Raw genomic sequence first — 19,179 nt, forward strand, 5'->3', positions numbered from 1 at the left:
TCAGCGCACCTGGTTAATCAAAGTGGCGCCTTGCGTGGCCACTTGGTTGCCAGGCTTGAGGCCCGCGGTGATCGACACGCTGAGGCCATCCAGCGGCTCCGTGGAGACCGTACGGGGCTCGAATCGTTCCGGTGCGACCTTGACCCAGACGATGGTCTGGTTAGCGGGGTTCTTCATCAACGAAGAAACCGGGACTGCAAGACCCTTGACCTTTTCCTTGGTCTGCACAAAAACACGCACAGGCTGGCCGACTGCGAGGCTGGAAAGGTCAGCACCTTGCGCCCGGAAGCCCAGCGGCAAGGCTTGCTCTCGCAAGCTGCGTGCGGCGCCCATGAATTCCAGCGGAACGCGCTTGTCACCAATGGCCAGTGTGGCGCTGCCAATATTGGTCGCCAGCGCAGGGTCAAAGGCTAGAGCCTCAATGCGCAAGCGGCTCGAGTCGACGATCTCGAAGACCAATTCACGGGCGTCCACCACCTGTCCCGCCACTGCATGGGCCGAGGCGATGACGCCAGAGACTGGTGCCATCAGGGCCTCGCGGGTCGTCAAGCCACTGCCGATGGCGGATAGGCGTTCGGCCAGACTGGCCGCCTCGCTTTCTGCTGCCTCGATGTCTTTGCGTGGCACTGTGTCAGATAGCTCCTTCAAGCGGGCCAAGCGCTTATCAGCCAATGATTTGGCTGCGCGCAGCTCTGCCAGTTGAGAGGACTGATTGGAGCGCTCTATGGGTGCTGTGGCGGGCACAACCCAAGCCAGGACATCACCTTTGCGTACGGACTGTCCCGGGTTGGGCAATCCACGCGGGCCGGGCTCAATGCGGCCTGCGTTCAGAGGTTGCACTTTCCCGCCAGCGTTCGGGTCCATCAGCACCTTTGCCGTCAGCTCTACGGAGCGTGGCAGTTCGGCAGCGGTCGTTGTGAGTGTTCGAACACCGAGTTGGCGCTGCGCAGGCTTGGGCAGAAAGACACTTCCATCTGGCAGGCGCTGCGGGCCGTTGGCACTGGGCTTGGCACCCCCATCGCCATGGTCGTGGCCTTCGCCAGCGAGCGCGCCCGTCACGGCTGCCAACGCCAATACAAGGCTGGCTGTGGCCAATCGCTGGATCTTGAAGTGGGTCAATGCGCGCTTCATGCCATACCCCCAGCGCGGAATTGACGCGCGGATCTTGCGCGACGGCCCACGATGATCAGCACGACAAGCGCTGCGATGCCCCCCATCACCCAGATTGCATATTCCTTCCAAGAATGGGCGTGCTCGGCCTCATCGGTGTGCTCAGCCTCGTGGACGTCTAGCTCTGCGGCCAGCAAATCAGTCTCCGTGCCGGCGGTCACCGTCGCGGTGATCGACAACTCGCCGGGCTTTGGCGCTTCGGGCAGAACAATCTCGAACTCATCACTACCTTGTTTGGTGGCCTTGAACTTCTTTCCACCGATGTCGAGCTCGATCTGCGCCTCTGTGACAGGGCTGTTGTCTGCAGCCCGGTCTAGGTACAGCGTGATCTGTTTGCCGTTGAGAACCCCAACGAGCTCAAACAGATCTGATGCGGCGGCAAACCTCGGCAGAGATGGTCCGGTGGTTGCGGGTGCTGGTGCGCCATGGTCATGGCCATCACCAGCGACGCCCAATTGCGGGATAAAGAGCAAAACCGCTAGACTGATCGCGGTCAGGGGAGAGATAAGCTTCATGATCTGAAATCCAAAGATTTGTTCAGCTGGACATAAGGCCGACGCGCTGGGGCGTGGGTCTCACTGGGGCAACAGGCCCAGTGCCTGGCGCCATGCAGAGATGGCTGCTGCGAGTTCGATGCGCGCGCGGGCCGCTTGACGGTCGGCGTCTGTCGCTTCGGCCTCTATGCGCAGCCGGGTGGGCAGGTCGGACTCACCCAAACGAAATGACTTGTCAAAGAAGCCGCGTGACTCGCGCGCCAGTTGGGCCCGCCTGTCGGCAGCGACCAGCTGCAATCGGGCGGCTTCAACGCGCGCCTTAGCCGTATCTCGTTCACCGGAAAGGCGCGCGCGCTCCAAGGTCATGAGCGCTTCGAGCTCTACGGACTCAGCCCTTGCCGCTGCAAGACGTGCGTCGTAGCGAGGCCCTGCGCCAAAGGGAATTCGCACACCCACCGTGACAGTCTGCTGCCATGCTTCGCCGGCAGCCCCTCGGCCACGCGTAGTTGCAATCTTCAGCTCCGGGCTTGCACGCGACTGTGTGGCCGTAAGCGCCACGACCCCTTGGGCCACGGCTGCGCGGTCCCTGAGCCATTGAAAGTCACCATGCGCGCTCAAGTCAATCGGTGAGGGATCAGGGGTCGGTTCGGCGTAGGGTTCTGCCAGTGTGAGTTTGGCGTGGGTCGCAGGCGTTGCCATCAGGGCCGCCAGCGCCTGCCGGGCCACCGAAGATGCAGCCTCGGCACCCGCCACCGTCGCCTGCGCAGCCGCCACTGCACCGTCCGCCTGATGCTGGTCTGCTCTGGCCAGATCGCCTGCCTTGAGGCGTTTGCCAACATCCAGCGCAATGCGCTGGGCACTGTCTAGCTGATCTTGCGCGGTCGCCAGCTCAACAGCCGCGCGTTGCCAATTCCACCACGCCTCACGCACAGCTGCGGCAACCCGCAGTTGGGCAGCCGTTGTTCGGCTCTCGACAGCACGACTCTCTGCTTCGGCCAGCGCTTGGCTGCTCCCACGCTCTCTTGGCAGCCACAAGGGAACGGTCAAACCAATCTCGTATTCGCGGGTACCTAGGCTGCTGCCTAGACGGTCCGTCTTGCCGGTCACCTCTAGCGCTGGGGGCTCTGGCGTCCAAGCTTTTGCCGCGCGCTGATGCGCTTGCGCGGCGTCGCGACGCATGGCCAGCGAGGCGACCTCGGGCTGTTGCGACCAAGCTGCATCAAAGGCTTGGCCGAGAGTCAGGCGCTCAGGCTTTGCAGCAGCCTGCGCAAACAAACTCGTAGTGACCGCGCTGAGCGCGATTGAGAACATGACGCCGGCAGTCTTCTGCCATCGTCCTTGTGCAATAACGGTTCTTCGGTGCATCCGATACTCCAGTGTTGAAAACAACTCACGGGAGATCGGCGAGGGGTCATTCGCGATAGGACAGCCGCTGCCAGCAACGGCCAATCAGGCGCGAAAGGCTTCAGGGAAGAAACGCTTCCTCCTCGCCGATCAGGCGAGGAGTGCCCACTGAGGGCGTTCAGGTGGGCTGTGCACCATTGAACGAACCACGCATTGAGCGGGCGCGGCTGGCTGAGAGGCCAATGTCGGAGACGTCAGGTTGGCTGACGGGCAAGCCATGCCCGTGCAACTGCCGTGGCAGTGCGCGCAGTCGAGGTCACTGCCTCCCAGGGTCTTGCTGGCCGAGGCGTCGTCAACCTTCTTTGCTACAGCGTCAGCGTTGTGCTGATGCTCGTGATGTCCGAAGTGTTGGGAGGCTGCGCCGCTCTCGTGGCCGCAATAGCTCGTCACTGCCGCCCAAGTGAACTGGACAGGCAATAAAGCCATCAAAAGAATCGCGAAAAGGCGGCGCATTTGCAAAGAATAGCAGATGTCAGACAGCGAGATCGATGAGTAAGCCCTTTGTTTGCCGAGCAGTACTGGCCTTTGCGCGACGCCAGGTCCTCTGCTGAAAGCGGCAGCCTTGAAGCTGCAGAACCTACGGGTTGATAGGGGTCTGGACGGACTAACCCGCTCATTTGGGCCAAGGTTTCAATCTGCCTGCTGGCGGGCTTCATTTCGGAGACGCGCCTTGTACCAAGGCCGCTCTCGCCAGAACATCTGCATCAGCAGACGATGATTTGGCGCAACATACAACCAATGCCGACACAGCGGATCTGTGAGGTCAAAAAGGGCCTCAAAGTCCCGTCTCAGCTCCGGGATATCCGCCACGATGGGTTGGATCTCTCCATAAGCGTCAAGGACCCACTCGCGCAGTTGCGGCAAGCCATGCATTTCTGACTGCACTGCCAACAATATGACAGCTGCCAAGGCATCAAAGCTGCCTAGACCGACCAGTGCGTGCACATCATCCTGCGTTAGGAACCTTTGACGCAGATGCTCGCCTTCGGCCTGATCGTCGACTTTGTAGAGAATCCCGATCACTGCGGAATCCAAACTTCGCAGCGCTTCATCCAGCGTTTGAACACTGAAACGCTCTCCCTTGAGTGCCCTCCAGATCGCATGGTGATACCACCGTGCTGTCCCAGCAAACCGTGCCTCAGCGTCGGCTACTGCATCGCGTTTGCCCTTCACCGAGGTCGGGCTACGACGTCCGGCTTCATAGGCGTACCACTTGCGAGGACGACTGATTCCGTCTGCGCCCCTCGAGGCCCAAGGACCATCTATCAGCGCCTCGATCGCGTGAGCACTCGGCAGATTGCTGCGCGACTTGACGACCTGGAACCAGATTCTGGTACGCACGACGTCGACCGCATCCCGTTTGGGACGTCCAGCGCGAGAGGTCAGAAGTACAGCCATGGGGGGTAGTGTTCAGAAATTGCGAATATCTGTTCGGGTGGTTGCCCCTGACTTCACCGTCAACACTGGGCGTCCCCGAGCGTGACATGTGAGGCCAGCCTCATGCAAAACCGTTGATAGATCTCATTTCGGGGCGGCCATGGACAGTCCTTCATCGCAGGATCAGATGGTTCAAATTCAGCAATCCCTTACAGCTGAGTTGCAGACCAAGCACGGCCCTGTGCTGGGGGGGATCGATTTAGCACGGGCGCTAGGCTATCGCAGCTCCGCCGCTATGCGTCAGGCACGCCACCGAGGACAGATCGAACTCGCACTATTCACCCTGCCAAACCGCAGGGGGCGCTACGCCATGACCACCGAAGTAGCGCAATGGCTGGCCATGGCCCGGATCCACCGAGCGCTCCCAGGCGCAGTCGTCAATGAAAAGGAGGTGCCATCTTGAGCTGAGCACACCAACCTATTGAAAATACCCACCCAGAAACGCAAAAGCCCGAGAAGGCAATCTCGGGCTCAAGCGTCCGGTTGACACCGGAGACCATTGAAACAGTGGCTTCATGAAGTGTCTACGGGCAACACCAACCTGTCAATACGGGTCGGCGTGCTGGGTGAATTCGTCCTCAAGGAATCCCCTGCATCAGCGATGCAGAGGCCTAGTTCATCCGAAAGACACGCATGCGACTACCCATGGCGTTGCAGCGCGAAATCACGCGCCTGCACTTCCACGATCCCAGCCTTTCTCATCGGGCTCTGGCCCGCTCACTAGAGGTCTCGCCCACCACAGTGGCCACTATGCGCCGCTATGTTCTCCAAACGGGTTTGACCTGGACCGAGTTGGCCGAGTTGGACGACCCGTCATGGCGCAAGGCCTTGCAAAATGAGAATCGATCTCTGGCCCAGACCAAGCCTAAGCCAGAGTGGGCCCACATTCATGCAGAGCTTCAAAGGCCTGATGCAACGCTGGAAGTTCTATGGCGTGAATGGCGGGAATCAGTGCCAAATGGGATTGGCTACAGCGCCTTTGCTGACGGCTACCGTGTCTGGTCCCGGAATCGGCATGTGGTGATGCGCCAAGTTCATCGTCCTGGCGACCGGCTGTTTGTTGACTTCGCTGGCCGCACGGTGGAGATACGAGACCGTGACGGGGGGCCTAGCCAGTTTGCACAGATTTTTGTAGCGGTCCTCGGCTACTCAAACTACACCTTCATCCACGCTGTCCTTACCCAAAACGCTCGGGACTGGGCCGAATGCCACATCCAAGCCTTCAATGCGCTTGGCGGTGTTCCCCTTTGGATCGTGCCGGACAACTTGAAAGCAGCCGTGCTGCGTCGAGGGCGGGAGAAGATCGAACTCAACCCTGTCTTTCGCGCATGTCTCGCACACTACGGCACAGCAGCCCTGCCGGCGCGACCCAGGCGCCCAAGGGATAAAGGCAAGGCAGAGGTGGGTGTCCAGATTGGACAACGCTGGGTGCTGTTCAGGCCGCTTTGACGCAGGCCAATGAGGTGGCCCTACAGCTGTTGGGCCAGACCGTGGGTGACAACATTGAGTCATTTCTGGAGTCGCAGCGCACCCGCATCCGTGCCGACGCGCAGCTCATGTACGCGGCCTACCACCCTGGCAGTCTCATTCCCGAAGCCGCTGTCTCCAGCATCATGCAAGAGCTGCAGGCGCGCCTTGAAAAGACCCAATCCGCCAAGATCGTGCCCCGCGTGGGCTACTCCGCCATCGCCTTCAATCCGAACCAGGCAACTGAGTGGTCATCTCCGTGGGGTCAGCCATTGTCACTGCTCAAGGGCATGGCGGAGTTTCCCCGCCGGGCACTGTCCGACCGCTTTTTCCTCCAAGGCCTGCACGGTGACATCGACACACTGCTGGTGGCCATGGATGTCGCCGGGGATGACCTGGTGCGAACCATGGACGACCGCAAAACCCGTCAAAGGGCGGAAACCGAACTGCAATTGGTTCGGCAGTTGGAGAGTGCGCCCGGCGACGCCAAAGACAAATGCGCCGCGCTGTGGGCGCTGATAACCACGGGCCGAGATGAGGCGCTCAAAGTCTTGATCGCCAGCGCCGACGCCTGCTAAAAGGCATGGGTCTTGCCTTCCTGCCAGGTTTGCGCCTCATGCAGTAGAAATGCCGCAAGGCGCGGCACCGGTCTCAGGACTGATCTCGGTATCTGCGCCCCTCAGCGCGCTGAGGTTGAAGTGGAATTACCCAATCAAATGCCCTCATCGACCTCAAGGTCTAACACTTCGGCAGCGCGCTTCTTCGCCTCCAAGATCACCTCGCGTGCTGACTCTCCCCTCACCCAGCAATCGATCATGTCAGCCCAGCACTGCATCATGATTCGCCGTTCACCCGAGTAGCGTGCGACGTTGTATGTCGCCGCGATCTCATTGCGCGGAGCATGGGCAAGTGACATTTCGATCCAACGCTCGTCAAACTTTGCGCGATTGAGCCCGGTGGAGAAAGTCCGCCGCAAGTCGTGGACACAAAACAAACCAAACTCGGGGTCGTCTTTTTTGATGCGTTCCACAGCCGCATCAATGACTCGGTTCAATGTGGCGTTGCTGATGGGGACGTTGGAATCGTAACGACCGGGGTGCAGGTAGCGGCTTACGCCAAAGCAAGAGCGCAATGCAACCAGAATATCCAGCGCTTGGTCGCTGAGGTAGACAACATGCTCCTTGCTCGCCTTCATTCGCGCCGCAGGGATCACCCAACGCGCCGCCTCAAAGTCCACCTCATCCCAAGTTGCATCGATGAATTCGCTCTTGCGCACGCCTGTCAGCAAAATGAATTTGAGAGCCAGGCGCAGCGTGGGTGTGGTGGCCACTTGCTCCAGCGCTGCATAGAACACTTTGATCTCTGCAGGATCGAGCGCACGGTCCCTGGGTTTGAAGGTTGCGATTGCGCTGGGTCGAATAGCTTCAGCCGGATTCACAACTTGAATACCGCTGTTCTGGGCATGACGGAACACATTCAGCACCAGTTCCCGTGCCTGTACGGCAACAGCAGGCCCCCGACTCTGCTTCAAATCGTCACATAAGCCCTTTAGACGGACTGCAGTGATTTCTTCAAGCTTGAGCTTTCCCAATTTGGCATCCAGGGCTCGGGCGTAAATGGATTTACGCATGGCCAAGGTGCTGTCAGCCAAACGCTCTTCACCGCTTTTGGGATCGGCTTTGAAGGCGAAATACTTTTGCGCCCAGTCGCCAAAATTCAGCGCCTCCACTATGGCGGTGCGTTTTTCAACCTTGGCTCGCGATGGCGACTCACCTGCCTCAACGGCACGCCGCGCTCCCGCAAGGAGCATGCGAGCTTCGGCCAAAGACAGCGACATGCCGAACCTTAGCGCTGCTGGCTCACGGGCGTCCTTCAACGTTGCGTCATAGCGGCCAATCGTCAGCGTCTCACGACGGCCGTTCAGCCGATAGTCGTAGCGAAAGGCCACAGTTCCTGCAGGAGAGACGGTGACGTACATCCCGTCTCGATCTGCAACCTTGTATGCCTTGTCCCTAGGCTTCAGTGCCTTCAACTCCAAGTTGGTGAGCATGGTGTGGCCCTCTATGAGGAGGGCAACTTTACCGTCAAGCCCCTTGACGGTAAAAATTGAAGGCCGCGAGGCTCACCAAAAAGTACCGCTTCTTTTGCCGTCACCACCATTGAGCTCCAGTGAAGCCCCGTGAGACAACCTGAAGCTGCAACCTATTGTTTTTTAACGGTTTTTCAAGAAATCCGAGACAACATGAAGCAGCATGAGACGCCCCCGGATCACTCCCACTCGATCGTCGCAGGGGGCTTGGAGCTGACGTCGTAGGTGACGCGGTTGATACCGCGGACCTCGTTGATGATCCGGCCCGAGACTTTCTTGAGCAGGCCGTAGGGCAGTTCAGCCCAGTCGGCGGTCATGAAGTCGCTGGTTTGCACGGCGCGCAGGGCCACGACGTAGTCGTAGGTGCGGCCGTCGCCCATGACGCCCACGCTCTTGACGGGCAGGAACACGGTGAAGGCTTGGCTGGTGAGGTCGTACCAGCTCTTGCCGCTGGCTTCGTCCTTCCAGTTGCGCAGCTCTTCGATGAAGATGGCGTCGGCGCGGCGCAGCAGGTCGGCGTAGTCTTTCTTCACCTCGCCCAGAATGCGCACGCCCAGGCCCGGCCCCGGGAAGGGGTGGCGGTAGACCATTTCGTGCGGCAGGCCCAGGGCCACGCCGAGTTCGCGCACTTCGTCTTTGAAGAGGTCGCGCAGCGGCTCCAGCAGTTTCAGGCCCAATTGCTCGGGCAGGCCACCCACGTTGTGGTGGCTTTTGATGGTGACAGCTTTTTTGCTCTTGGCCCCGCCGGACTCGATGACGTCGGGGTAGATGGTGCCTTGGGCCAGGAAGGTGGCGCCTTTGTGGCCACCGCCACCTGCTTTGAGCTTGGCAGCTTCGGCCTTGAAGACGTCGACGAACAGGCCGCCGATGATCTTGCGCTTTTGCTCGGGGTCGCTCACGCCGGCGAGCTTGCCCAGGAAGAGTTCGCTGGCGTCAACGCGGATGACTTTGGCGTGCAGCTTGCCCTCGAACATGTCCATGACCATATCGCCTTCGTTGAGGCGAAGCAGGCCGTGGTCCACGAACACGCAGGTGAGTTGGTCACCAATGGCGCGGTGAATCAGGGCCGCTGCCACGGAGGAGTCCACGCCACCGGAGAGGCCCAGGATGACCTCTTCGTCGCCCACTTGTTCGCGGATGGCTTGCACAGCCTCGTTGATGTGGTCTTTCATGATCCAGTCCGCGCGCGCGCCGCAGATGCCCAGCACAAAGCGCTCCAAGATGGCGCGGCCTTGCCGGGTGTGCGTCACCTCGGGGTGGAATTGCACGGCGTAAAAGCGGCGCGCTTCGTCGGCCATGGCGGCAATGGGGCAGCTCGCGGTGCTGGCCATGAGCTTGAAGCCTGGGGGCATTTCGGTGACCTTGTCGCCGTGGCTCATCCACACGGTGAGCATGCCGTGGCCTTGCTCGGTGGCGTAGTCCTGAATGCCGTCCAACAGCTGGGTGTGACCATGAGCGCGCACATCGGCATGGCCGAACTCGCGCTTGTGCCCGCCCTCGACCTTGCCGCCGAGTTGCCAGGCCATGGTCTGCATGCCGTAGCAAATGCCCAGCACGGGCACGCCCAGCTCGAACACGGCTTGGGGCGCTTTGTCAGTGGTGTCTTCGTAAACGCTGGCGTGGCTGCCCGAGAGGATGATGCCCTTGAGCGAGCCGTCCTTGGCGTACTCACGCACCCACTCGTCGCTGACGTCGCAAGGGTGAACCTCGCAGTAGACATGGGCTTCGCGCACGCGCCGTGCAATCAGCTGCGTCACTTGCGAACCGAAATCGAGGATCAGTACTTTGTCATGCATGGCATACCACCAAGATCAAGAGGCCGGCACCACGGGCGCGTTGGCGCGCACCCGCGAGAAATGGCGCCAGGCCAGAACGAGCGACAGTGCTTGCAGCACCGCGCAGAAGAAGAAGGGAGCGCCGAAGCGCCAGTCGCTGTGGGGCAGCTCGGCTGTGAGCCACATCAGGCCCAGACCCAACACCGGCGCCACCACGGCGGCCAGGCTGTTGAGGCTGGAGAGCGTGCCCATGGTTTCACCCTGGGTGCGGGCGTCAGCGGCGCTGGAGATTTGCCCCTGCAGGGCCGGGCCTGCGGCATAGCTCAGCACGTTGACGAACATGGCCGCGTACATCATCCAGCCCTCGGTGGCCAGGCCCCAAAGCACATTGGTGAGCACCGCCGTGCACAGACCGATCAGCACCAGGCGCGCCGCGCTGATGCGCTTGAGGATGTGCTTGAGAAACACCCCCTGCACCAGCACCGCCAGCACGCCCACTGCAAACAACGACATGCCGTTTTCAAACGGCCCCCAACCGAATTTATAGGTGTTGTAGAGCACCCAGGTGCTGTGCAGCACCAGCTGCGCCAGGCTGGACAGCCCGATCACATACACCAACGCACCCACGCCGCGCAGGTCGCGCAGCCGCCCCAGCGCCTGCCAAGGGCTGGCTTTGCGCCACTCGAAAGGCCGGCGCCGCTCCACGGGCAGGGACTCGGGCAGCACGAAGTAGCCGTAGAGCCAGTTCAACACCGCCAGCGTGCCCGCCACATAAAACGGCAGGTGCAGGTCGATGCTGCCGAGCAAGCCGCCCAACACTGGGCCCAGGATGAAGCCCATGCCAAAGGCCGCGCCCAGCATGCCAAAGCGCTTGGCGCGGTCTTGCGGCGGGGTGATGTCGGCCACATAGGCATTGGCCACCGCGGCGTTGGCCTGCATGGCGCCTGAGAACAAGCGCACCACCACCAGCATCCACAGCGCCTGCGCCATGGCGGTGACGAAAAAGCTCAGCGCCAGCCCCGAGAAGCCGATGAGCATGACCTTGCGCCGACCAAAGCGGTCGGACAAACCACCCAAAATGGGCGAGCCAAAGAAGTTGGCCAGCCCAAACGCTGCCGCCACCGCCAGCTGCGCCAAGGTGTGCTCGGACGCGCTTTGCGTGAAGGTTCCCACCAAAGGTGGTAGCACCGGGATGATCAGGCCGATCGACACCATGTCGATCAGCACAGCGATCAGGATGAAAGACATGGCGGCCTTGCGGCCGCCATGCTTGGGTGGGTTGCCCGTCTCAGTCAAGCGTCACTCCAAACGGTAGTTGGGTGCTTCCTTGGTGATTTGAACGTCGTGGACATGGCTCTCGCGTATGCCTGCCGACGTGATCTCGACGAACTCGGCTTGCTCGTGCATCTGGTCAATGCTGCCGCAGCCGCAATAGCCCATGGATGCACGCAAGCCGCCAGCCATCTGGTAAATGATGGCCACCACCGAGCCCTTGTAGGGCACGCGGCCTTCGATGCCCTCGGGCACCAGCTTGTCCGCGTTGGGATTGGTGGTTTCGTCGTTTTCCTGGAAGTAACGGTCGGCCGAACCGGCCTTCATGGCGCCGATGGAGCCCATGCCGCGGTAGCCCTTGTAGCTGCGGCCTTGGTAGAGGATGACCTCGCCCGGAGCTTCTTCGGTACCGGCAAACATGCCGCCCATCATGACGGCGCTGGCACCGGCAGCGATGGCCTTGGCAATATCGCCCGAGTAGCGGATGCCACCGTCGGCAATCAAGGGCACGCCCGTGCCCTTGAGCGCGGTGGCGACGTAATCGATGGCCGTGATTTGCGGCACGCCCACACCCGCCACGATGCGCGTGGTGCAGATGGAGCCTGGGCCGATACCGACCTTGACGCCATCAGCCCCGGCTTCCACCAGGGCCAGCGCCGCCGCGCCGGTGGCAATATTGCCGCCAATGACCTGCACCTGCGGGTAGTTTTTCTTGACCCAGCGCACGCGCTCGATCACACCAGCGCTGTGGCCGTGCGCGGTGTCCACCACGATGGCATCCACGCCTGCGCGCACCAGCAGCTCGACACGCTCTTCAGTGCCCTCGCCCACACCCACGGCCGCACCCACGCGCAGCTTGCCTTGCGCATCACGCGCGGCGTTGGGGAAGTTGGTCTGCTTGGTGATGTCTTTGACCGTCATCAGCCCGCGCAGCTCGAAATCGTCGGCCACCACCACCACGCGCTCGAGCTTGTGCTCGTGCATGAGGGCCTTGGCTTCGTTGAGCGAGGCGCCTTCTTTGATGGTGATCAGGCGCGCTGCGGGCGTCATGATGTCGCGCACGGGTGCTTCCATGCGGGTCTCAAAGCGCAGATCGCGCCCAGTGACGATGCCCACCACGCGCTTGCCTTCCACCACGGGGAAGCCCGAGAAGCCGTGCAGCTCGCTCAGCGCTTTGACCTGGCGCACCGTGGTGTCCGGGCCGATGGTGATGGGGTCGCGCAACACGCCAGACTCATAGCGTTTGACGCGTGCCACCTCGGCAGCCTGCTGCTGCGGCGTGAGGTTTTTGTGCACGATGCCCATGCCACCTTCTTGAGCGATGGCAATCGCCAAGCGCGCTTCGGTGACCGTGTCCATGGCAGCAGACACCAGAGGGAGGTTCAGGCGGATGTCACGAGTCAGCTGTGTTGCAAGGCTGGTATCACGGGGCAGAACCTGTGAGAACGCAGGCACCAACAACACGTCGTCGAAAGTGAGCGCTTTTCCGAGTAGGCGCATGAGAAAGCTCCAGACGCAAAGGCGCATTATAGAGAAGGCACAGCGCTACACTCACCGCAAAGCGCTTGCCATCTGCTGCACGCGACCCCAAACACTGCAAACTCACATCCAGGCCAAACGCTATGTCGACCCTCTCTCGCGCCGCATTTGCCCTATTTACCGTTTGCATGCTGCTCCAGCACAGCCCCGCCGCGGCTCAGTGGAAGTGGCGTGATGCTCAAGGCCGCGTGCAGTACAGCGACCGTCCCCCACCGTCGGACGTACCGGACAAAGACATCCTCTCGCGCCCTGCGGCGGCCCTGGTTCGCCTCGTGCCGACCGATGGCAAGGGCAGTGAAGACGCCAAGACCAGCACCCCTGCGGCCTCTGAACCAGCAGGCAAGGAAGTCTCCAGCCGCCGCAAACTCGAGGCCATGGAAGCGGAAAAACAGCGCGAGGTCGAACGCAAAAACGCCGAAGCGCGGGCCGAGAACTGTCGCAGAGCGCAGTCTCAAATGCGCCTGTATGAGGATGGCACCCGTATCGTGCGCGCCAATGCCAAGGGTGAGCGCGAAGTCCTCAACGACGCCCAGCGCGACGAGGAAATCAAACGCACGCGCGCCATCATCGCCTCTGACTGCGGGCGCTGATGCTTCAGCGGCGAGGCCCGAGCGGTCGGTGGCGCGACACCAGGCGCGCACCAGCGGCTTTGTAGCGCAGGCGCCGCGCCTCTTTGGGGTCGGCCAGCAGCTTGCGGTAGATCTCCACCCGGTCACCCTCACACAGCGGCGTGTCTGCTGAGCGCACACGCCCCCACACCCCCACCGCCAAACCCTCAGGCAAGCCCTGGCTGAACCAAGGGCTTTGCGCCAGAGCCTGGGCCAAGGTGCTGCCCGCAGGCAGTTGCAAGCGGTGACGCAACACCTCGCGCGGCGCAGGGCTCCACAGCAGCTCGATGTTCAAAACTTCAACCGCCACTGCAGTGGCTTCTTCAGCGTGGGCCATAGACCTGCTCAGCGCGTTTCACAAAGCACTCCACCAGGGTGTTGGCGATGCGGTCAAAAACGGGCGACACCAGCGCCTCCAAGACCTTGCTGGAGAAGGCATAGCGCAGCTCGAACTCAATCTTGCAGGCCTGCGCTGCGCCCGCGCCGTCGCCTTGCTGCAGCGGCACAAAGCGCCACAAACCATCCAGCGTGGAAAAGGGGCCATCCACCAAACTCATGCGCAGTTGCTCAGCGGGCGTTTGCACATTGCGCGTGGTGAAGGACTGGCGCACGCCGCCATAGGCCATGCTCAGGCGCGCGGTCACGCCGTCTTCATGGCTTTGCAGCACCTCGGCGGCAGCGCACCAGGGCAGGAATTGGGGGTAGCGCGGTACATCGGTCACCAAGGCATACATCTCGGCGGGCGAATACCACAGCAATACAGTCTTGCGAACGTGCTTCATCGTGCTTCTTACAATCGTGCAATTGTATTGGGCGCATCCGCCCACTGAATGAGCCTATGTCCATTGCAGAAAATCGCCGCGCCCGCTTCGAGTACCACATCGAGGAGCAGTACGAAGCCGGCATCGTGCTCGAAGGCTGGGAGGTCAAAGCCATACGTGCTGGCCAAGTGCAGCTGCCCGATGGCTACGTGATGATCAAAGACGGCGAGCTCTTCCTCATTGGCTGCCGCATCAACCCGCTGCGCACTGCCTCCACACACGTCAACCCGCTGGCCGACCGCACGCGCAAGCTGCTGATGTCGCGCGCGGAAATCAGCCGCCTCATCGGCAAGGTGGAGCAGCGCGGCTTCACCCTGGTGCCGCTGGACCTGCACTACAAGGGCGGGCGCGTGAAAGCGCAAATTGCCCTGGCCAAAGGCAAGGCGCAGCACGACAAGCGCGAGACTGAAAAGCAACGCGATTGGGAACGCGAACGCGGCCGCCTCATGCGCCACAAAGTGCCCAGCAACAAAGACTGAGCGCTGGCTTCGGCGCCCCACCCTGGCCCATCTTTGGAGAGCTCATGACTCTGGACGACGCCCTGTACCCGCCCATCGAAACCCTGCAAAACGGCCGCATGAAGGTCGGTGCGCTGCACGACTTGTACTGGGAGACCTGCGGCAACCCGCAGGGCATTCCGGTGCTGTTTTTGCATGGTGGCCCGGGCGCGGGGCTGTCGCCCAACAGCCGGCGGTTTTTCGATCCGCAGAAGTACCACATCGTGCTGCTGGACCAGCGCGGTGCGGGGCGCTCGACGCCGCTGGGCGAGACACGCGAAAACACCACACAGCTGCTCATCGAGGACATCGAACAGCTGCGCGCGCGACTGGGGGTGGAGCGCTGGCTGGTGTTTGGCGGCTCCTGGGGCTCGACACTCTCGCTGGCCTACGCGCAGGCCCACCCTGAGCGCTGCCTGGGGCTGGTGCTGCGCGGCATCTGGCTGGTGAGCCAGGCCGAAATCAACTGGTGGCTGTACGGAATTCGGAATTTCTTCCCGCGCGAGTGGGAGGCCTTTGCGGGCCATTTGACCGAGCACGAGCGCCACGATTTGCTCGGCGCCTACAGCCGCCGCCTGGAGTCATCCGACCCTGAAATTTACCTGCCCGCAGCGCGCGCCTGGAGCCGCTACGAAGGCTCTTGCCTGCACCTGCTGCCCAACCCGCAAACAGCCGACGCCTTCACGCAAGACGCTGTGGCGCTGGGCGTGGGGCGCCTGGAAGCGCACTACTTCCGCCACGGCGCTTTCTTGCAGGAAGGCCAGCTGCTGCGGGACATGGCGCGCATTGCGCATTTGCCGGGCTTTATCGTGCACGGCCGCTATGACGTGATTTGCCCCGTGCGCTACGCCCATGCGGTGGCCGATGCCTGGCCCGGCGTGGATTTACGCATCATCGAAGACGCGGGGCACTCCTCTTACGAGCCGGGCATTGCCGCTGCGCTGGTGGACGCCACCAAGCGCTTCGCGCGCGACGGTCACTTCCAGCAGCGCTGAAGCGCCCGCGCAGGCTGCCCTCAGGCGGCGCGCAGCGCGTCCAGGCCAGCGGCCAGATCGGCGATCAAATCGTCGGTGTGCTCCAGGCCAATGCACAGGCGCACCAACACGCCCTCGTAGGCCGTACCCATCTCGCGCATGGCGCCCGCGCGGTAAGGCACAGCCAGGCTGAACGGGCCGCCCCAGCTCCAGCCGATGCGAAAGCGCTTCAGGCCGTCAACAAAGGCATCCACGCGCCGCGCCGGCAGGGCGGGATCGAACTCCAGCGTGAGCAAGCCCGCCGCACTGCGGCACAACGCCGCCCAGTGCTCATGGCCGGGCGAGCCCGGCAGCGCCGGGTGCAACACGCGGCGTATGGGCGCGCCCTGCTCCGCCGCCCAGTGGGCAATGCGCCGCGCTGAAGCGTCCTGCGCGGCGTAGCGCAGCGCCATGCTGGGCAGCGAGCGCAGGAGTGCTTCGGCATCGTTAGCACCCACGCCCAAACCCAGGCGGCTGTGCGTCCAGGCCAGCGTCTCGTACAGCGCTGGGTCGCGGCAGGCGATGGAGCCCATCAAGACATCACCGCCCCCGGATGGGTATTTGGTGAGCGCATGCACCGTCAGGTCCACGCCAAGACCCTGGCCCAGCTCGAAAGCATTGAAAGCCAGGCCCGCGCCCCAGGTATTGTCCAGCGCCACCTTGGCCTGCGGTGCGTGTTCGCGCACGCAGCGCACCAGCTCGGGCAGATCGGGGAATTCCAAAGTCACCGAACCCGGCGCTTCGGTCCACACCAGCTTGACCTCGGGCGAAAGCGCCTCGCGCAGCGACTGCGGCTGCATGGGGTCGTAGAGCCGGTAGGCAATGCCCCACTGCGCAAGCTCATGCTGCGCAAAGTCTTTGCTCGGACCGTAAACGTTGTCGGGCAGCAGCACCACATCGCCGCTGCGCAGCAAGGACATATTCACCACCGTCAGGGCGCTCAGGCCGCTGGGGGCCAGGATGACGTGGCGCGCGCCCTCCAGCGTGGCCAGCCGGGCTTCCAGCGTGAAGGTGGTGGGTGTGCCGTGCAGGCCGTAGGTGTAGGCGCTGCGGTCTACCCAGCGCCGCGAGCGCAGGTCGGCCACGGTGGGGAAAAACACCGTGGCGGCTTTGTGAACGCCCACAGCGGGGGATTCAAAGGTGTCGGGAGCGCGGTAGTCGTGGTGGATGAGCTGGGTGCGAATGTCTTCTTCTTGGCTCATACCGCCTCACCGATCAAGTCATGCCCTTGTGCGGACACGATGCGGGCGCGCACAAACTCACCCACACGCAGCTGCTTGCTGGCCTTGGTGGGCGGCAGCAAGCGCACGGTGCCATCAATCTCAGGCGCATCGGCGTAGCTGCGGCCCACGGCGCCCTTGCGGCCCAGCGCGGGTGCGGAGTCGATCAACACCTGCATGGTGGCGCCCACGCGCTGCTGCAGCTTGGCCACGGAGATGGCCTCAGCCACGGCCATAAAGCGTGCACGGCGCTCTTCGCGCAGCGCATCGGGCAGCGCGCCGGGCAGCTCGTTGGCGCTGGCCCCAGACACGGGCGAGTAGGCAAAGCAACCAGCGCGGTCGATTTGCGCTTCATGCATGAAGTCCAGCAAATACTGGAACTCGGCCTCGGTCTCGCCGGGGAAGCCCGCGATAAAGGTCGAGCGCACCACCAGCTGCGGACAGGCTGCGCGCCAGGCTTGGATGCGCTCCAGGTGCTTCTCGCCGCTGGCCGGGCGCTTCATGCGCTTGAGCACATCGGGGTGGGCGTGCTGCAGCGGGATGTCGAGGTAAGGCAGCACCAGACCGTCGGCCATCAGCGGCAGGATCTCGTCCACATGCGGGTAGGGGTAGACGTAGTGCAGGCGCACCCAGGCGCCGTAGGGCTTGGCCAGCTCGCCCAGCTTGGCCACCAAGTCGTACATGCGCGTCTTGACGGGCTTGCCTTCCCAGAAGCCGGTGCGGTACTTCACGTCCACGCCATAGGCGCTGGTGTCTTGGCTGACGATGAGCAGCTCTTTGACGCCGCTCTCAAACAGCGCGCGGGCTTCGCTGAGCACATCGCCAATGGGGCGCGAGACCAAGTCACCGCGCATGCTGGGGATGATGCAAAAACTGCAGCGGTGGTTGCAGCCTTCGCTGATCTTCAAATAGGCGTAGTGCTTGGGCGTGAGTTTGATGCCGGCCACGCCGCGCGCCTCGGGCACGAGGTCGATGAAAGGGTCGTGGGGCTTGGGCACATGCTGGTGCACAGCATCCATCACCTCCTGCGTGGCATGCGGGCCGGTAACGGCCAGCACGCTGGGGTGAACGTCGCGCACCAAGTTGCTGCCCTCGCCCGTGGCACCGCTCTTGGCGCCCAGGCAGCCGGTGACCACCACCTTGCCGTTTTCCGCCAGCGCTTCGCCGATGGTGTCCAGGCTTTCTTTGACCGCATCGTCGATGAAGCCGCAGGTGTTGACGATCACCAAATCCGCGCCCGCATAGGACTTGGACGTCTCATAACCCTCAGCGCGCAGCTGCGTGAGGATGAGTTCGCTGTCGGTGAGCGCCTTCGGGCAACCCAGGGACACGAAAGCAATCTTGGGGGCCGAGGCTGGCTGGGCTTGCGGCACGGCGGGCAAAACGGGGGTATCACTCATCCCGCGATTTTAAGAGGCCCACCGCGGCCAGCGCGCGCCGCGCCTTTATTTCTTGGCCGGAAATGCGTTCATGGCAGGGAACATTTGCCCGGCCTGCTGCAAGCGCTCTTGCATTTGCGTGAACAAGCTCTTGGACTGTTCCATGTAGTTGCCCATCAGGCCTTGCATGACCGGCGCTTGCGCGCTCATGAACTGCGTCCAAGCCTCGGGGCTGAAGGCCAGCCCTTTGCTTTGCTCGGTGAAGCGCTGCTGCAGGTCGGCAAAAGACTTCATGTTCTGCTCAAGATAAGCGCCCATCACGCCCTGCATGGCATGGCCGTAGAAGCGAATCACCTGCTCCAGCAAAGCCGTGCTGAACATGGGCACGCCGCCGGTTTCTTCTTCAAGAATGATTTGCAGCAGGATGGCGCGGGTCAAGTCCTCGTTGGTCTTGGCGTCGCGCACTTCAAAGCTGAGCCCTTGCAGCACCATGGCTTTGACATCGGCCAGCGTGATGTAGCTGCTGGTCTGGGTGTCGTAGAGGCGACGGTTGGGGTATTTTTTGAGCACGCGCGTTTGCGGTGCTGCATCGGGTGCGGCGGTGGTCTTGCCGCGACGAGCCGTCGCCATGTGCCTAGTCCTCCAGTGTTCTGGACTCATTCTAGGCGGGCACCTTGGCTTGCCGGTACGGTCAAACCCCCGTGCGGGTTAGACCCGCGTGAAAAAAACCGGCACCGGTGCGCAAACAGGCCACCGGTGCCAAACAAGCCCCCTTCAGCACGGGGGCTTGAGCACGACGAGCACAACAGGCAGTGCGGCCACCAGCGGCCGCCGCCAACGTCGTGGGATGGATCGCCCTATCTCCCAGCCTCACTCCCCCAGATAAGCCGAGCGCACCTTGGGGTCGGCCAGCAGTTGGCGGCCGGGGCCTTGCAGCGTGATGAGCCCGGACTCCATCACGTAGCCGCGGTCGGCCAGTTGCAGTGCACGGCTG

General features: G+C 62.5%; 19 protein-coding genes and 1 pseudogene. 5 read left to right on the forward strand and 15 right to left on the reverse strand.

The genetic code is table 11. The features are described from left to right. The 5 genes from ACG0Z6_RS15015 to ACG0Z6_RS15035 all read right to left on the reverse strand — a co-directional run bounded on the left by ACG0Z6_RS15015 (window position 1) and on the right by ACG0Z6_RS15035 (window position 4,466). The gene (locus ACG0Z6_RS15015; RefSeq protein ID WP_380298344.1) at window positions 1–1,131 is read right to left on the reverse strand and encodes an efflux RND transporter periplasmic adaptor subunit; all 1,131 of its coding nucleotides are present in this window, start codon (window positions 1,129–1,131) and stop codon (window positions 1–3) included. Further along, window positions 1,128–1,685 carry a hypothetical protein gene (locus tag ACG0Z6_RS15020; protein ID WP_394462805.1) on the reverse strand — a complete coding sequence of 186 codons (558 nt, stop codon included), beginning with the start codon at window positions 1,683–1,685 and terminating at the stop codon, window positions 1,128–1,130. The genes ACG0Z6_RS15015 and ACG0Z6_RS15020 overlap by 4 nt, the downstream gene beginning before the upstream one ends. A gap of 60 nt (window positions 1,686–1,745) precedes the next feature. Continuing rightward, the gene (locus tag ACG0Z6_RS15025) at window positions 1,746–3,029 is read right to left on the reverse strand and encodes a TolC family protein (RefSeq protein ID WP_474104014.1); all 1,284 of its coding nucleotides are present in this window, start codon (window positions 3,027–3,029) and stop codon (window positions 1,746–1,748) included. Window positions 3,030–3,158: 129 nt separating this feature from the next. Continuing rightward, complete coding sequence (czcI, locus tag ACG0Z6_RS15030; RefSeq protein WP_394462809.1) at window positions 3,159–3,521, reverse strand: cation efflux protein, CzcI family; 363 nt, start codon at window positions 3,519–3,521, stop codon at window positions 3,159–3,161. Window positions 3,522–3,698: 177 nt separating this feature from the next. Next, on the reverse strand, window positions 3,699–4,466 hold the full coding sequence (locus ACG0Z6_RS15035) for a hypothetical protein (protein ID WP_394462811.1): 768 nt from the start codon (window positions 4,464–4,466) through the stop codon (window positions 3,699–3,701). A gap of 684 nt (window positions 4,467–5,150) precedes the next feature. On the opposite strand from ACG0Z6_RS15035, the gene istA reads away from it, so the two are divergent. Both istA and ACG0Z6_RS15045 read left to right on the forward strand, forming a co-directional pair. Then, window positions 5,151–5,954 (forward strand): IS21 family transposase, encoded by an 804-nt coding sequence (istA, locus tag ACG0Z6_RS15040; RefSeq protein WP_394462813.1) that lies wholly within the window; start codon window positions 5,151–5,153, stop codon window positions 5,952–5,954. 41 nt (window positions 5,955–5,995) lie between these two features. Continuing rightward, a complete protein-coding gene (locus ACG0Z6_RS15045; protein ID WP_394462815.1) occupies window positions 5,996–6,550 on the forward strand; it encodes a hypothetical protein in 555 nt (184 codons plus the stop codon). A gap of 134 nt (window positions 6,551–6,684) precedes the next feature. Here ACG0Z6_RS15045 and ACG0Z6_RS15050 read toward each other — a convergent pair whose 3' ends face one another. From ACG0Z6_RS15050 to guaB, 4 genes are all read right to left on the reverse strand, one after another. Beyond that, window positions 6,685–8,022 (reverse strand): tyrosine-type recombinase/integrase, encoded by a 1,338-nt coding sequence (locus ACG0Z6_RS15050; protein ID WP_394462817.1) that lies wholly within the window; start codon window positions 8,020–8,022, stop codon window positions 6,685–6,687. Window positions 8,023–8,240: 218 nt separating this feature from the next. Next, entirely contained in the window at window positions 8,241–9,857 is a 1,617-nt protein-coding gene (gene guaA / locus ACG0Z6_RS15055) for a glutamine-hydrolyzing GMP synthase (protein ID WP_394462819.1), read from the reverse strand. Between the two features lie 15 nt (window positions 9,858–9,872). Continuing rightward, window positions 9,873–11,132 carry an MFS transporter gene (locus tag ACG0Z6_RS15060; protein ID WP_394462821.1) on the reverse strand — a complete coding sequence of 420 codons (1,260 nt, stop codon included), beginning with the start codon at window positions 11,130–11,132 and terminating at the stop codon, window positions 9,873–9,875. A 3-nt stretch (window positions 11,133–11,135) separates the two neighbouring features. Beyond that, entirely contained in the window at window positions 11,136–12,608 is a 1,473-nt protein-coding gene (gene guaB, locus ACG0Z6_RS15065) for an IMP dehydrogenase (protein ID WP_394462823.1), read from the reverse strand. Between the two features lie 122 nt (window positions 12,609–12,730). Here guaB and ACG0Z6_RS15070 point away from each other — a divergent pair, with 122 nt between their 5' ends. Next, window positions 12,731–13,237 (forward strand): DUF4124 domain-containing protein, encoded by a 507-nt coding sequence (locus ACG0Z6_RS15070; RefSeq protein WP_394462826.1) that lies wholly within the window; start codon window positions 12,731–12,733, stop codon window positions 13,235–13,237. A 4-nt stretch (window positions 13,238–13,241) separates the two neighbouring features. Here the strand turns inward: ACG0Z6_RS15070 and ACG0Z6_RS15075 are convergent, their stop codons facing one another. Together ACG0Z6_RS15075 and ACG0Z6_RS15080 are read right to left on the reverse strand one after the other, a co-directional pair. Further along, window positions 13,242–13,592, reverse strand: coding sequence for an RnfH family protein (locus tag ACG0Z6_RS15075; protein WP_394462828.1), 351 nt, complete (start codon window positions 13,590–13,592; stop codon window positions 13,242–13,244). Continuing rightward, window positions 13,579–14,037 carry a type II toxin-antitoxin system RatA family toxin gene (locus ACG0Z6_RS15080; protein WP_394462830.1) on the reverse strand — a complete coding sequence of 153 codons (459 nt, stop codon included), beginning with the start codon at window positions 14,035–14,037 and terminating at the stop codon, window positions 13,579–13,581. Before ACG0Z6_RS15080 ends, ACG0Z6_RS15075 begins: the two co-directional genes overlap by 14 nt. Window positions 14,038–14,093: 56 nt before the next feature. Between ACG0Z6_RS15080 and smpB the strand changes: the two genes are divergently transcribed. Both smpB and pip read left to right on the forward strand, forming a co-directional pair. Then, window positions 14,094–14,555: an SsrA-binding protein SmpB gene (smpB, locus tag ACG0Z6_RS15085; protein WP_394462832.1), complete on the forward strand. Its 462-nt coding sequence runs from the start codon at window positions 14,094–14,096 to the stop codon at window positions 14,553–14,555. Between the two features lie 44 nt (window positions 14,556–14,599). Continuing rightward, window positions 14,600–15,568: a prolyl aminopeptidase gene (pip, locus tag ACG0Z6_RS15090; protein ID WP_394462834.1), complete on the forward strand. Its 969-nt coding sequence runs from the start codon at window positions 14,600–14,602 to the stop codon at window positions 15,566–15,568. A 20-nt stretch (window positions 15,569–15,588) separates the two neighbouring features. Here pip and ACG0Z6_RS15095 read toward each other — a convergent pair whose 3' ends face one another. The 4 genes and pseudogenes from ACG0Z6_RS15095 to ACG0Z6_RS15110 form a co-directional block, all read right to left on the reverse strand. After that, entirely contained in the window at window positions 15,589–16,788 is a 1,200-nt protein-coding gene (locus tag ACG0Z6_RS15095) for a trans-sulfuration enzyme family protein (protein WP_394462836.1), read from the reverse strand. Continuing rightward, window positions 16,785–18,206 (reverse strand): 30S ribosomal protein S12 methylthiotransferase RimO, encoded by a 1,422-nt coding sequence (gene rimO / locus ACG0Z6_RS15100; RefSeq protein WP_394462838.1) that lies wholly within the window; start codon window positions 18,204–18,206, stop codon window positions 16,785–16,787. The genes ACG0Z6_RS15095 and rimO overlap by 4 nt, the downstream gene beginning before the upstream one ends. Window positions 18,207–18,251: 45 nt before the next feature. After that, the gene (phaR, locus tag ACG0Z6_RS15105) at window positions 18,252–18,815 is read right to left on the reverse strand and encodes a polyhydroxyalkanoate synthesis repressor PhaR (protein ID WP_394462840.1); all 564 of its coding nucleotides are present in this window, start codon (window positions 18,813–18,815) and stop codon (window positions 18,252–18,254) included. A gap of 240 nt (window positions 18,816–19,055) precedes the next feature. Continuing rightward, window positions 19,056–19,179, reverse strand: a pseudogene (locus ACG0Z6_RS15110) (ABC transporter ATP-binding protein); the annotation flags it as partial.

It is taken from the genome of Roseateles rivi (assembly GCF_043555845.1).
Taxonomy (GTDB): domain Bacteria; phylum Pseudomonadota; class Gammaproteobacteria; order Burkholderiales; family Burkholderiaceae_C; genus Roseateles; species Roseateles rivi.